The following is a 13,026-nucleotide window of genomic DNA, read 5'->3' on the forward strand; positions in this document are numbered from 1 at the left end:
AGTCATGTTGATGGGAATGGGCTCGATATAAGGAGAGGCTATTGAAGATTATCGCGGAGTATAAGCCAACCGGACATCGGCATCAGTTGGGGACATTAGATATCGCGCTGCTGTTGAATACGTTAGAGCAACGAGGTATCGATATTGAAAGGTTACTCAATGATGTCGGTTTGCCGAACATGGATTGGCGAGACCCGAATGGAAAGCTGACTTACGCTGATAAACTTGCGTTATTTAGCGTGGCGAATCAGAGCTTTCCTCACGATGGCTTAGGGCTTTGGCTGGGGGAACACGCTAGCTTGAGCCACTTTGGTGTGTTGGGTTATGCGCTATCGACGAGTCAAAATGTCGGGGAGGCCATCAAGTCGGGCTTTAAATATCTGCGCCTGAACGGTCCTATCTTCTCGGTTAAATTGTTTCTAGATTCCGAGCAAGCAGTGATTCAGATTGAGAACACCTTGGAAGTGGGTGATCTCCTTCCTTTCTGCAGTGAATATTTCTTGAGTTCAATCCTCTCTTTGTTCAAAGAACTGACTGGTCATGAGTTGGATATTCATACTTTGGCTTTGCCTTACGCTCGTCCCAATTACACCAAGCTTTATGACAACCGCTTCCAGTGCCCGGTGATTTTTGAGCAAAACCATTGTGAACTGCGTTTTGATGCCTCGGTTTTATCACAAACCTTATTGACTCATGATGCCGCGACACTGAAGCGCTATCTTGCGTCTTGCCAGTCGATAGTCGAAACGCTGGACTCTGAGCACCTGCTGACTAACCAGATCAAAACGATCTTTTATCAAACCGCAGGCAGTTTCCCGAATATTGAACAACTCGCGGATGAGTTTGGTTTTAGCTCTCGTACGCTCAGGCGAGAGCTAGTGACCCATGAGTCCAGTTATCAAATATTGCTTACCGAAGTTCGAGTGGAACTGGCCAAAGAGCTGTTACTCGGCACAACCATGAGTATCGATGACATCGGTGAAAGGCTCGGTTATAGCGACCCCGCAAATTTCAGAAGGGCGTTTAAAGGTTGGCTCAATAAAACGCCCGCGCAGTTTCGTGACGGTTTAAGTTAAAGCGTAACTTGCTAAAAAACTGTTCTCTGAAATCGGTGACTTGCTGTTGATAGTAACTGTCCCAATCGTGTTGAGTCCAAGTGGCATAACTCGAGCTTCGCTGAGAGTCTAAGGTCGCTTTGAGCTGATCCAGTTGCTCGTGATAACTCATCACGGTTTGTTGCTGTTGTGCGACTTGCTGTTCTCGCGCGGCAATGTTGCTAGCCTTCGCTTCATCTAAGTAGGCATCTTGAAGGTCGGCTTTGACTGATACTATCTCAGCAGGGCTATAGCTGCTGGGTATCAAAGAGACTGCCAATTCATATTTTTGAAGCTGTGTTTCGGCGTTTAACGTGTCCGTATTGTTTTGCCATTCACTAAGCAAATCTTGATAGTTGGCCAAAAACTGGCTCGCTTCGTTTTCTTTAAGGGTGTTTGCGTCGAGCGTAAAATCCAGATGCGCAAACTGGTCTGCGAATAGCTGGTGGGCCAACTCGCCCCATATTTGCTGTGCAGACTGCTTGAATAAGGCAACACGATCTTCAAGAGTCTCTATGGATTCAAGTGGGATGGTACTTTGGGCTAATTGCCAGTCGACTGATAACTGCGGATAGTCGCTCAGTAACTCAAACCATATGCTCGGCAATTCTGATTTCAATCGTGCGAGTTGCTCTGCGCAGTCATCGCGTTGTTGACAAAGCTTCCAGAACCCATCGAGTTCATCGAATAAAGCCTTACCTTCGAATTCACTCAAGTTTTCAGCAAGAATTTTACCGTCCAGTGCTCCAGCTTGGGCTTGATTGCTCTGCGATGCTGAATTTCCCGAACTGGTGGTTGCAGTTGGTGTGAAATTATCGTCATCAGTTGTCGTAGAAACACGCGGCTTAGCTTCTGTGTGTTGAGCAGAAGATAGCGGTGTTTCAATTGATTTTGATGACCATGAGTAGCCAACAATGCTCGTCACCGCGACGAGCATTAGGATTAATATAACTCGATGCATTATTGGTTCACCGCGCTACTTGATCACGGCACTGACAGGGAAGTGGTCTGAAAGGTTGTAGTGCTTCCATAATTCACTGCTTGTTGATCTTGGGACATCCACGCGATTGTAGTTATGCGCTTTAGCGGCATACTCTGAGCTCACTACCACATAATCGAGATACTCAACGTTCTCGCCACCCGACATAGGCTCTCCCGCAAAGTTGTTGATGCGTGGGTCAAAGGTTGAAGCGGTGTAACCTGAGTATGTTGGTTCATCAGCCTGCAGGTTAGCAAACATCTGTTGATAGTCGCTTGGGAACTTGAGCTTGTTCACGTTGAAGTCACCGCTGTAAACCACAGTTTCTGATGCCGGGATATTCAGAGACTGCGCCAGTGCACGCATCTGCTTGAATTGACGTTGTCGGTAATCACGAGCGGTGTCCGTATCGAATGATGCCGTGTGGGTACCGAAAACATGGTAAGCCTGACCATTCTTGATAACTTCCGCGTAGTTAACACCTTTATCAGCAAAGCAATCTGTGCCCGTGCAATCAGGGAAAACATACTGCGCTTCATTAACGATAGGATAGCGGCTGACAATGATCACACCACCGTCGTATATGTTAATCCCATCTTTATCGAGCATTTTAGTTTGATAAGGATACTCTTTCGCAAGCTCACGCAAGAACTCATCTCTGCCGTTAGCAAACACCTCTTGAAGCGCCAACACGTCATAGCCCTTTACATATTGAGGGAGTAGGTCATAGCGGTCACCAATATGTGAAGCGATGGCAGGCAGCGCCCAGATGTTATAAGTCATGACTTTAAGTGTATTGGCATCCGGCTCTGGTTGCTCATCCACTTTTGGAGGGGTGATGGTGTAATAAATATCATCGTAGCGCGCTGTAGAATCGGCTTTAAGTGCTAGCTCTGCGTTGACCCCGAACGCATCGGTTGTGCTGCGATGAATATTACGATCGTCATGCAATGTTAGGTTGACGTCTGCGGCACTCAAACCATGTTGCAGTGTCGAGTTATACCAATGTCCCTTCATGGTTTGGTTGAGCGTGACACTTTCGCCCACAGCGTTTGATACCACAGTGTCAAACTCATAGGTCTTCCCAGATTTCACACCAGTCCAGCGGTTGAAACTTATCAGCTTCTTCGTCTCCCAAGGACCAATCTGTTCAACATGCTGTTGCCACTCATCACCGAGTTGAAGCAGGTCGGTACCAGTGTGGTTGGCTTGAATGGTCATCACTTGATTGGTGTTATTGGTGAGATACACGTCGGTGTCTGCGATCGCAGAGGTCGAAGCGATTGATGTGGATGCCACAAGTGCAGCTAACCAAGTCCATTGAGTTTTCATCGTTTACATTATCCTTATTGATTGATGTCTAGAATAACGTAGTCAAGAGTTATGACATTGGAGTTATAACTCTATGGCATTTATTCAAATATGAGATATATGCCAAGGTTTTATAAAATTGATTAACCATTGAAAATTAACATATTGTCTTATCGGAATGATAAGTGGTACGCGCGCGAATAATAGGGTCAGTTAATGCTTTCGAGTCGGTGGAACAGCCAATATTGGCGTGCTTAAGTGAAAACTGTGTGTCGCGGTAAAGTGGAGGTTGTGAGCAACAAGAAGGGAATATGGACACAGCTTAGAGCTATCAGCATAAATTTTGCGATTGTTCTGTAATTTACTCTTGTTCAGTAAACAGAAACCTCAAAAACAGGTATGATAGTGCCGTTTTTAATCCTGAACTGGGAAAGTCATGGCAAAGTTAACACTCCAAGAGCAGATGCTTAAAGCTGGCTTGGTAAATGAGAAAAAATTAAAGAAGGCGAAGAAAGGCTCTAAAAAGTCTCGCGTTCAGTCTCGTGAAGCAAAAGCGGCAGCTGAAGAAACTAAACTGGCGCAGCAAGCGAAAGACAAAGAGCTAAACCAACAGTTGAAAGAACAACAGTTGAGCAAAGAAATTAAAGCTCAAGTGAAGCAACTGATTGAGATGAACAAGATCGAACAGAAGAACGGTGAGATCAAATACAACTTCACCGACGGTACGCTAGTTAAATACCTTTACGTAGAAGAGCTGACTCAAAAGCAACTAAGTAAAGGCATTCTAAGTATTGCTCGTCAAGGCGAGAGCTACGTTGTTATTCCAACAGCAGTAGCGAACAAGATTGCTATGCGCGACGAAGAATCTATCGTTGATACGCAGGCAGGTAGCACAGACGAAGTAGACGAAGATGACCCGTACAAAGACTTCGTGATCCCAGATGATCTAATGTGGTAATCCGTTTTACCTAGCTCCATTTTAATGGTTAGCTAAGTTTACAGGATCTAAGAATGCAGCGAACAATCACTCGATTGGCGCTGCATTTTTTTTGGCGCGAAATGACTTCAACAAATCTTGAATAAAGCTTAGTGTTCTGACATGCCGTAAACAAGGCTATCATTGGCTCTTGCATGATCGATAAAATCGGTATTAGCGCGCTGTTCGTGTTGGTCATAGCCATCGAAGTAACAGTCGCCAATTTCATTGCGCGGGCAAACGTGAATGTGGTCTTTGATGACCAGTTCGGTAGAGCAGCATGGGCAGTGTTTTACATGTCCAGTGAGTACCGTAGATCGATTTGGTTTCATACATCCTCCTGATAGGCACTGTAATCTGATTGCCTATTTGCACCCTAAGTTACGCAAATTAGTGTGTCGTTATGATTTCATTTTTAAGTCAATAAAAAACGATTCGTAGAGTGAATGTTTAGGTATTAATGTAAATGTAAGAGCAAGAAAAAATAAAAGAACTAGGACGAGTAGGCTTGAAAGTAGATCGGCCATATAGTCGACTTTCACTGGTATCACATTCAGCCGAAGAGGTTGAAGTAGAGCTCGCTACGACGAATATGTTGGCCAGATGAAACCAACAAGCCCTAGTGAGCTGTGCATCATTTTATCGACTTAAGCTTTCAAAGTAATTCTGAACAAATTTAACGAACACTTGGTGTTTCTTTGCCGGATAAATAACTTGCGGATAGAACAGATAAATACTGTTGCCTTGTTGCAGACATTCATCAGGCAGCACTCGCTCTAATTCTCCCAGTTCGACCTCTTTCGCAACGTAGTAACTTGCAATACGGATGATGCCACTGCCTGCCATAGCTTGTTGCTTAAGCAGGTGGTTGTCATTACTTGAAAGCCAGCCGGACACATCAATATTTACCGATTTTAAAGGCCACTCGGTTTGGTGCAGAGTTGCTAAGCATTGATGATCACTTAAGTCACTCACATTGGTAGGGCGACCAAATTGGTTAAGATAACCGGGAGTCGCGACTAAATCATGTTGATAGCTAATCAAGTGTTTCGCCACCATGTTGTCAGGTGGCGTATTGGTGGCACGAAACGCGATATCGATATCATCTTGATTGAGATTAAAGTTGGTGTAGCTACTGTTTATCTCGAAACGAATCTCAGGGTATTGCTGCCTAAACTGTTGGCAGATATCGAATAGATATACCTCAGTAAACATCTTTGGCGCAGTGAGGCGTAATAGGCCTTTGACGATGTCGTGTTGCTCAGAAACACTGCGTTCAAGCTGTAAGACTTGCGAGCGAATCGTTAAGCCTTGTTGTAACGCGCGTTCGCCTTCTTGGGTTAAACGAACACTGCGAGTGGTTCTGACCAAAAGCGGGCACTGTAAATCGTTCTCTAAACGTTTGATCTGTTCAGAAAGGTAGCTCTTAGAGATACCGAGCTTTTCGGCTGCCTTGGTAAAGTTGAGTTGCTGAGCAAGTTCTACAAACAGGATCAGTCGTTCTATTCTTTTGTGTTCGTTCATTCGCGCGTTCCTACCAATCTATTGTTCGTCATATCAAACAATCATTTCGTAACTAGCATATTCTGTTTTTTAAAAAGAACAATATGATAGAGGCATATTTCTGGTCAGCAAATCTTCTAAGCGAGAATCGATATGACGAACAGCACTGAATCTACAAACAAAACGAATGACAAAAAACGTATCCCATTATCAAATTATCTACCGAATGTTGGGCAAATTGCCTATGGCTGCATGGGGTTAGGTGGTGGCTGGAATGATAATCCAGTGACGAGTGCGGATGTTGCTCAAACACGAAGCGTAATCGGCACCGCACTAGAATCGGGCATTAACTTATTCGACCATGCGGATATCTATACCTTCAGCAAAGCTGAGCAAGCCTTTGGTCAAGCATTACAACAAGCGCCTGATCTGCGTGAACAGATGTTCATTCAATCTAAGTGTGGGATTCGTTTTGAAGGCGAGGGCAATGTTGGTCGTTATGATTTCTCGGCTGATTGGGTAGGCCAATCGGTAGACGGTATTCTCAATCGATTGAATGCTGAAAAGCTTGATGTGCTGTTATTGCACCGCCCTGATCCTTTGATGGAACTCGATGAGCTAGCAAGAACGTTAGAGAACTTAAAAGCGCAAGGTAAGGTCGATTATTTTGGTGTGTCGAACATGAACAGCCATCAAATTCAGTACCTGCAATCTGCGCTTGGGCAACCCATCGTCGCGAATCAAGTTGAGATGAGCTTAGCCAAATTGGATTGGTTGAATGATGGGGTGATGATTAACTCGCAAGGGCACCATCAATCAGACTTCGCCGCAGGCACTCTTGAACATTGCCAATTGAATAACATCCAACTGCAAGCTTGGGGCTGTTTGGCACAAGGCCGATTTGCTGAGCAAGGTTTGTATTCAGAACATGAAAACGTGAAAAAGACAGCGCACTACGTGGCTCAGTTAGCGAACCAATATGGCGTAGAAAGTGAAGCGATTGTGTTGGCATTTTTGCTTCGTCACTCTGCTCGTATCCAACCTGTAATTGGCACCACAAATCTAGAGCGAATCAAAGCTTCGGCAGTCGCGACTCAGATAAACCTGTCTCGTGAAGAGTGGTACAACCTATACGTGTACTCACGTGGTCAAGCACTGCCATAAGGAATGAATATGTTGAATCAAAAGATCGCGCAACAACTGGTGTCTAACGCTCTAGACATTGCTGAGCGTAATCAACAAGCAATCGCGGTGAGCGTGTGTGATACGCACGGTGAGTTACTGGCGTTTATTCGCATGGATAATGTGAGTGTTCAAGCCGGATTGTTAGCACAGAACAAAGCTTATACATCTGCAAGAGATAGACAGCCAAGCGGTAACTTAGGTGCTTGGGCGAGAGAAACTGGTAAAGACTTAAGTTACTGGACTGACCCAAAGATCACTGGCTTTAAAGGCGGTGTTCCCTTTGAATTAAATGGGCAGGTGATTGGCGCTATTGGTGTCAGCGGATTAAGTGAAGACGACGATGAAGTACTTGCCGAAAAAGTCATTCAACTTGTGTTCTAAGCTGTTGCTCGTGAAGTAATGGAAGTTAGAAGTAACAGATAATAAAAAACCGATGCATGTGCATCGGTTTTTTTGTTTAACGAGACTCAAGTGCTTGAATCAATCGAACCCATTAAGCGTTCGCTTGTTCCAGATCTTGTTGCTTGTCTTTCTTGCCTAATAGGCGGCTTGTGATCGTACCGGCTGTCATAGCACCAGATACGTTAAGCGCCGTACGTGCCATATCGATAAGTGGCTCGATAGAGATAAGCAGTGCTGCAATCGTTACAGGAAGGCCCATAGCAGGAAGTACGATAAGCGCCGCGAACGTTGCACCGCCACCTACGCCAGCAATACCGAATGAGCTCACTGTGATAATAGCAATCAGAGACAGAATGAAGTTGATGTCCATTGGGTCGATGCCAACTGTAGGCGCAACCATGACTGCTAGCATTGCAGGGTAGATACCCGCACAACCGTTTTGACCAATCGTCGCACCGAAAGAGGCAGACAGGTTAGCAATCGCTGGTGGCACGTTTAGCTTAGTGATTTGAGCTTCAACGTTCAGTGGAATTGTTGCTGCAGAACTACGAGACGTGAAAGCGAACGTCAGTACAGGCCAGATCTTTTGGAAGTACTCTTTTGGGTTTACACCAACAAAAGAAACCAACACACCGTGAACGACGAACATCAGGATAATAGCTACGTAAGAAGCAACGATGAAACCGAGTAGGCTTAAGATGTCAGAAGCACTTGATGTTGCGACTACTTTCGCCATTAACGCAGCAATGCCGTATGGCGTGAGTGCCATGATCATCTTAACTAAGCGCATAACGATAGATTGAGCAGCGTCAACGAAAGTACGGATCGGTGATTCTAGCTCTTCTTTCTCAGCCATTACTTTACGAGCAGCGATGCCCGTTAGCACACCAAAGATAACAACCGCGATGATAGACGTAGAGCGAGCCCCCGTTAGGTCTGCAAATGGGTTAGTCGGAATAAAGCTGATCAGCATTTGTGGAATTGTTAGGTCTGAAACGCTACCGATGCGGCTTTCAAGTGTTGCGATACGTGCTGTTTCGCGAGCGCCTTCTGTTAAACCTTCAGCAGACAGGCCGAATGCTTGCGTTACAACAATACCAACAATCGCAGAAATCGCGGTTGTTGCTAACAGTACAGAAATGGTGATACCAGAAATCTTGCCCAGTGAGCCGCCTTTTTCAAGCTTCACTACTGCTGCAATCATTGAAACCAATACTAATGGCATGATCACCATTTTCAGTAGGCCAACATAACCACGGCCAACAATATTTACCCAGTCTAGTGTTTCGTTGATGACCGGATTGCCTTCACCAAATAACAGCTGTAGACCAAGACCAAATGCGCTACCAAATACTAAACCGAGTAAAACGAGGCGAGAAAGTGTGTTTTCTTTTTTCTGCTGTCCGTAGAGAAAAAAGAGGATACCAGTGAATACCGCTAAGGCAGCGATAGCTGAAAGTGACATTTGTTTTCCTTATGAATTTCTTTGAATCGATAGGGCGCTTAGATATATGGGCGCAAATACTGTTAGCTACAGTAGCGACCTGTAACAAAACGTAAAATAAGGAAAAGTAATTAAATAGAACGATAGGTAATATCCACTCAATAGGATGGGTGGATATTCAACATTGTGATGAATAGGTGAGCTTTTTAGCGATATTTTGCCAATAAATTGAGCATGTCACTTGACGAGTAAATTTCGATATTTTGGAAATTATTTTCGAATAACCGGAACAACATTGCTTTGGCTACGTCTTCCGACTGAATAGGGCGTAGGTTTTTGAACTTACCAAGCATAAATGGAGACAGCAGAGGAAAGACACTTTGCAGGAGTTTTTCATCAGCTCTAGGTTCATCACGCTCACCCACCAGAGGCCCAGGGCGTGCGATGAAAAGCTGCTTGAAGCCAATACGTTTTAAGTTTTGCTCCATTTGCCCTTTGCACTTGAGGTAGTGCGAATAGGAATCAGTGGACGCGCCATAACTGGACACAACCGCAAGGCGTTGAACTCCAAGAAACTTCATCGACTGTGCGACTTGGCTAACCAGTTCCACATCGATTTTGCGAAGCGCTTCTTTTGATCCTGCCTTTTTCTTAGTCGTACCTAAGCAGATAACGCCAAGATTAGGCGTCGCATTCGTGTCATCCCAACTGGTAACTTGCAGGTCGCTGTGAATGAGTGTGTGGAGCTTGTTGGAATCAAACTGTGAATCTAACGCTCGGCGAGATAGGGCATAGATATGATCAACGGCGGGTTCATCGATGAGCAACTTCATCACATGATGACCAATTAACCCGGTTGCACCAGCCACCACGACCGATGTTTTGTCTCCAGAAATGCTCATTTTAATCCCTTCTTCACTCCACAAGTGCTTGTTTAATATAAACAGTGTTTGAATTTTAAGCGAATAAAAGTTTGTTAAACGAGTGGTCAGTAGTATGTGGGGAGTCGCCTGTTTATGGAAAAAGAGATGATTTAGTTTGGCTCGACGCATAAGTACGGTCTGAAGCATAAGTACGATATGAAACATAATGGCGGTGGAAAAGATAAATGCGGTTTGAAACTTAAGTTAGGCGTTAAACATAACAAAGCCCGCTGGGCGACGGGCTTTGTTACTTTTCTTGCTTCTTACTAGGTAAAGGACAGTGGGATTTTCCTTACCTTTTTGCTAGCTTTCTTACTTGATTTATTTGGTTTTCTTTTACTTGAATTTGGAATCATTACACCTCCTAAATCGTTGTTCTGTTTTGTCTTTCAATCGATTGTCTTTCTTCGTGTAGCGTCAGTGTTGTGGGCATTCACTGTATGGGTACTTATCAATGGAGAGATTAATAAGTAATTTAGATAAGGCATAAACGATGCCAAAATGTAATTTATTGATAAATCTATTATCAGTATTATTTGTGTTTTAGGGTTCGTCAATTTGACTGTCAATCTGAGAAAAAACCAGTGTGATCTGTTTAAATTAAGAACACTCTCTGCGGTTTCTGCCACATAGCCATAGATACAGCCTTGCTTAACACGTAAACTGAGTCGTAATTCACATAGACCAAGGACGTGCTATGAACCTCAAGCTTGATACTCTTGCTCCCACTCAGATTTATCACCTGATGACACAAACCGTTGTTCCTCGCCCGATTGCGTGGGCATTGACGGAATCTTCTGACCAAGAGTACAACCTCGCGCCTTTCTCTTATTTCACGCCTGTTTCTAGTAATCCGCCGTTACTGATGTTATCGGTTGGGAAGAAGCCGTCCGGCGAAATCAAAGATACCACTCGTAATGCCCTAGAAACGGGTAAGCTAGTGATTCACATTGCTTCTTCAAGTTCTGCCGAAACCATGACGGCGACAGCAGCTACCCTTGAACATGGTGATTCGGAAGTCACCGCGAATAACATTGATCTGGTTGAATTTGAAGGCTTCTCTTTACCGAGATTGAAAGAGTGCGCGGTCGCTTTTGGATGCACCTTGTACGAAGTAAAAGAGGTTGGAGAAGTGCCACAAAGCCTTATCTTTGCTCAAGTCGAAACCGTGTACATTTCCGAAGACGTGATCGACAAAGACAGTGAGCGTCTTAAGATCGACGCGTTAGCACTTGATCCTTTATCTCGATTGGGTGGCGGTGAATACGCCACGCTTTCCAATGTGTTTTCTGTCGCACGCCCTAAGTAGCAGCCCTATATCAACGTACCCAGAATAAGCGTTTTTAAAAACTATGTTAGATACCCAATACTCGCAGTACATCCAACACCGAATTGACCAAAAAACCAAGCCACTTGGCGCACTTGGCTTACTAGAAAAAGTCGCACATCAACTGGCTTTGATTCAGAGCCAAGGCAAAGAAGCTGCGGTTGAACACATCGAATTGAATAAGCCAAGTATCATCATTTTTGCTGGCGACCATGGCATTGCTGACGAAGGCGTGAGTATTGCTCCAAGTGCCGTAACACAGCAGATGGTGTTGAACTTCTTAAGCGATGGCGCGGCGATCAATTGCTTCTGTGCGGTGAATAATATCGATATCACGGTAGTCGACACGGGGATATTGTTGCCTGTGGAATCAGACAGTGACATGTTGATCTCTCAGCGTTTGGGTACGCGAACCAATAACTTTGCCAATGAAGCGGCAATGAGTTTAGAAACGGTTGAACGTGGGATTGAACTGGGTACAGATCTTGTATCTAAAACCATTTCGAATGGCACCAATATCATCATGTTTGGTGAAATGGGTATCGGAAATACCAGCAGCGCATCAGCGATCTTAAGTGCATTAGCGAATCGTGCTGCAGCGGAGTGTGTTGGCCTAGGCACTGGCATCAACAATGAACAGCTTGCACGTAAAGTGGCTGTGGTTGAGCAAGGTGTCGCGCGTTGCAAAGGTTTAGATGCGAATGAAGTTAAAGATATTAAAGAGGTACTCGCACAAGTCGGTGGCTATGAAATCGTTCAAATGGTCGGTGCTTTCCTTGGCGCTTACCAAAACAAAACCCCAGTATTAGTCGATGGCTTTATCGTGTCGGTTGCGGCGTATGTCGCGACTTTAATTGAACCGAGTTGCCGAGACTATATGATCTTCGCCCATCGCTCTGAAGAGTCAGGACACAAAATTCTGTTAGAGCTGCTCGACGCTGAGCCACTGCTCGATCTTGGATTGAGATTAGGCGAGGGCACAGGTGCTGCGCTAGCTATGCCAATCATTCGTGCGGCAGCCGAGTTCTATAACAACATGGCGAGCTTCGAAAGTGCTGGAGTCACGGTTTAATGAGTGATGCACCAGAACGATCGTTGAAAGATCGAGTTACTTATCAGTGGGAGCTTTTTGCGCTGGCGATGGGTTTCTTTTCTCGCTTGCCAATGCCGAAAAACACGCCCTATTCTACAGAGCGAATGAACCGTTCTGGTCGCTACTTTTCAACGGTTGGTTTGTTGCTTGGTGTTCTGTGTGGCGGTGTGTTCTTGCTACTTGATGTGGTACTGCCGAGTGCAGTAGCGATCTTTTTGATGATGAGTTTTAGCCTGATGCTCACTGGCGCATTCCATGAAGATGGTTTGACTGATATGGCCGATGGCATTGGTGGCGGCATGACCCTAGAACGCCGTTTGACCATCATGAAAGACAGTCGAATCGGTACTTATGGTGCGTCTGCTCTGATTATGGCTCTGCTTGGCAAGTGGGTGCTGTTGAATGAACTCATAAGCATGACGGGACTGTTTATGATAATCGTGACCAGTTATACCTTTAGCCGCGCGATTGCTGCATCGCTAATTTACGACATGCCTTATGTCAGTGATTTAGATACCAGTAAAAGTAAACCATTGGCCAACAAGCAAACCAAAGGCGAACTTGTCTTCTTGTTGCTGGTAGGCGTGCTGCCTAGCCTGTGGTTTGGTCTTGAATTCGCTTTGGTTTTATCTGTCGTCGCCTATCTGTTCAGAACAGGTTTTAAAACGTGGTTAACGGCTCGAATTGGCGGCTTTACTGGGGACTGCTTGGGTGCGGCTCAACAGTTAATGGAGTTGCTGACTTACCTTGTATTCATTACTGCATTTTACAATGGCTTTCTATAACGGC

The 13,026-nt window shown here is 44.9% G+C and carries 13 protein-coding genes; 7 read left to right on the forward strand and 6 right to left on the reverse strand.

The window, feature by feature from the left end:
• Positions 1-41: 41 nt before the first annotated feature.
• Positions 42-1,076 carry an AraC family transcriptional regulator gene (locus tag AB4486_RS14205; protein ID WP_372117450.1) on the forward strand — a complete coding sequence of 345 codons (1,035 nt, stop codon included), beginning with the start codon at positions 42-44 and terminating at the stop codon, positions 1,074-1,076.
• Here the strand turns inward: AB4486_RS14205 and AB4486_RS14210 are convergent.
• Both AB4486_RS14210 and AB4486_RS14215 read right to left on the reverse strand, forming a co-directional pair.
• Positions 1,036-2,031, reverse strand: a complete 996-nt coding sequence (locus tag AB4486_RS14210; RefSeq protein ID WP_372117495.1) for a chromosome partitioning protein ParA — start codon at positions 2,029-2,031, stop codon at positions 1,036-1,038. The genes AB4486_RS14205 and AB4486_RS14210 overlap by 41 nt on opposite strands.
• A gap of 39 nt (positions 2,032-2,070) precedes the next feature.
• Positions 2,071-3,405, reverse strand: coding sequence for a sphingomyelin phosphodiesterase (locus tag AB4486_RS14215; protein WP_137002063.1), 1,335 nt, complete (start codon positions 3,403-3,405; stop codon positions 2,071-2,073).
• A 415-nt stretch (positions 3,406-3,820) separates the two neighbouring features.
• Between AB4486_RS14215 and AB4486_RS14220 the strand changes: the two genes are divergently transcribed.
• Positions 3,821-4,342 carry a DUF2058 domain-containing protein gene (locus AB4486_RS14220; RefSeq protein ID WP_010441213.1) on the forward strand — a complete coding sequence of 174 codons (522 nt, stop codon included), beginning with the start codon at positions 3,821-3,823 and terminating at the stop codon, positions 4,340-4,342.
• A gap of 128 nt (positions 4,343-4,470) precedes the next feature.
• Here the strand turns inward: AB4486_RS14220 and AB4486_RS14225 are convergent, their stop codons facing one another.
• Complete coding sequence (locus AB4486_RS14225) at positions 4,471-4,692, reverse strand: hypothetical protein (protein ID WP_372117452.1); 222 nt, start codon at positions 4,690-4,692, stop codon at positions 4,471-4,473.
• 307 nt (positions 4,693-4,999) lie between these two features.
• Positions 5,000-5,884 (reverse strand): LysR family transcriptional regulator, encoded by an 885-nt coding sequence (locus AB4486_RS14230; protein WP_102393873.1) that lies wholly within the window; start codon positions 5,882-5,884, stop codon positions 5,000-5,002.
• Positions 5,885-6,016: 132 nt separating this feature from the next.
• On the opposite strand from AB4486_RS14230, the gene AB4486_RS14235 reads away from it, so the two are divergent.
• Both AB4486_RS14235 and AB4486_RS14240 read left to right on the forward strand, forming a co-directional pair.
• The gene (locus AB4486_RS14235; RefSeq protein WP_372117456.1) at positions 6,017-7,027 is read left to right on the forward strand and encodes an aldo/keto reductase family oxidoreductase; all 1,011 of its coding nucleotides are present in this window, start codon (positions 6,017-6,019) and stop codon (positions 7,025-7,027) included.
• A 9-nt stretch (positions 7,028-7,036) separates the two neighbouring features.
• Positions 7,037-7,429 carry a heme-binding protein gene (locus AB4486_RS14240; RefSeq protein ID WP_372117458.1) on the forward strand — a complete coding sequence of 131 codons (393 nt, stop codon included), beginning with the start codon at positions 7,037-7,039 and terminating at the stop codon, positions 7,427-7,429.
• A gap of 112 nt (positions 7,430-7,541) precedes the next feature.
• Here AB4486_RS14240 and AB4486_RS14245 read toward each other — a convergent pair whose 3' ends face one another.
• A complete protein-coding gene (locus tag AB4486_RS14245) occupies positions 7,542-8,915 on the reverse strand; it encodes an L-cystine transporter (protein WP_372117460.1) in 1,374 nt (457 codons plus the stop codon).
• 185 nt (positions 8,916-9,100) lie between these two features.
• Positions 9,101-9,796 carry an NAD-dependent epimerase/dehydratase family protein gene (locus AB4486_RS14250; protein ID WP_372117462.1) on the reverse strand — a complete coding sequence of 232 codons (696 nt, stop codon included), beginning with the start codon at positions 9,794-9,796 and terminating at the stop codon, positions 9,101-9,103.
• A 718-nt stretch (positions 9,797-10,514) separates the two neighbouring features.
• Between AB4486_RS14250 and AB4486_RS14255 the strand changes: the two genes are divergently transcribed.
• The 3 genes from AB4486_RS14255 to AB4486_RS14265 are packed head-to-tail and all read left to right on the forward strand — an operon-like array spanning position 10,515 to position 13,022.
• A complete protein-coding gene (locus AB4486_RS14255; protein WP_017065519.1) occupies positions 10,515-11,126 on the forward strand; it encodes a flavin reductase family protein in 612 nt (203 codons plus the stop codon).
• Between the two features lie 43 nt (positions 11,127-11,169).
• Positions 11,170-12,216: a nicotinate-nucleotide--dimethylbenzimidazole phosphoribosyltransferase gene (cobT, locus tag AB4486_RS14260; RefSeq protein WP_017065520.1), complete on the forward strand. Its 1,047-nt coding sequence runs from the start codon at positions 11,170-11,172 to the stop codon at positions 12,214-12,216.
• On the forward strand, positions 12,216-13,022 hold the full coding sequence (locus AB4486_RS14265; RefSeq protein ID WP_372117465.1) for an adenosylcobinamide-GDP ribazoletransferase: 807 nt from the start codon (positions 12,216-12,218) through the stop codon (positions 13,020-13,022). Before cobT ends, AB4486_RS14265 begins: the two co-directional genes overlap by 1 nt.
• The last annotated feature ends 4 nt before the right edge of the window (positions 13,023-13,026 follow it).

Origin of the sequence: Vibrio sp. 10N.222.55.C6 (assembly GCF_041473395.1) — a bacterium.
GTDB classification, from domain to species: domain Bacteria; phylum Pseudomonadota; class Gammaproteobacteria; order Enterobacterales; family Vibrionaceae; genus Vibrio; species Vibrio crassostreae_C.

Coding starts and splice junctions, on each gene's coding strand:
- AB4486_RS14210 (WP_372117495.1), bottom strand. CDS start 2,031: ATGCTCGTCGCGGTGACGAGCATTGTTGGCTACTCATGGTCATCAAAA.
- AB4486_RS14215 (WP_137002063.1), bottom strand. CDS start 3,405: ATGAAAACTCAATGGACTTGGTTAGCTGCACTTGTGGCATCCACATCA.
- AB4486_RS14220 (WP_010441213.1), top strand. CDS start 3,821: ATGGCAAAGTTAACACTCCAAGAGCAGATGCTTAAAGCTGGCTTGGTA.
- AB4486_RS14225 (WP_372117452.1), bottom strand. CDS start 4,692: ATGAAACCAAATCGATCTACGGTACTCACTGGACATGTAAAACACTGC.
- AB4486_RS14230 (WP_102393873.1), bottom strand. CDS start 5,884: ATGAACGAACACAAAAGAATAGAACGACTGATCCTGTTTGTAGAACTT.
- AB4486_RS14235 (WP_372117456.1), top strand. CDS start 6,017: ATGACGAACAGCACTGAATCTACAAACAAAACGAATGACAAAAAACGT.
- AB4486_RS14240 (WP_372117458.1), top strand. CDS start 7,037: ATGTTGAATCAAAAGATCGCGCAACAACTGGTGTCTAACGCTCTAGAC.
- AB4486_RS14245 (WP_372117460.1), bottom strand. CDS start 8,915: ATGTCACTTTCAGCTATCGCTGCCTTAGCGGTATTCACTGGTATCCTC.
- AB4486_RS14250 (WP_372117462.1), bottom strand. CDS start 9,796: ATGAGCATTTCTGGAGACAAAACATCGGTCGTGGTGGCTGGTGCAACC.
- AB4486_RS14255 (WP_017065519.1), top strand. CDS start 10,515: ATGAACCTCAAGCTTGATACTCTTGCTCCCACTCAGATTTATCACCTG.
- cobT (WP_017065520.1), top strand. CDS start 11,170: ATGTTAGATACCCAATACTCGCAGTACATCCAACACCGAATTGACCAA.
- AB4486_RS14265 (WP_372117465.1), top strand. CDS start 12,216: ATGAGTGATGCACCAGAACGATCGTTGAAAGATCGAGTTACTTATCAG.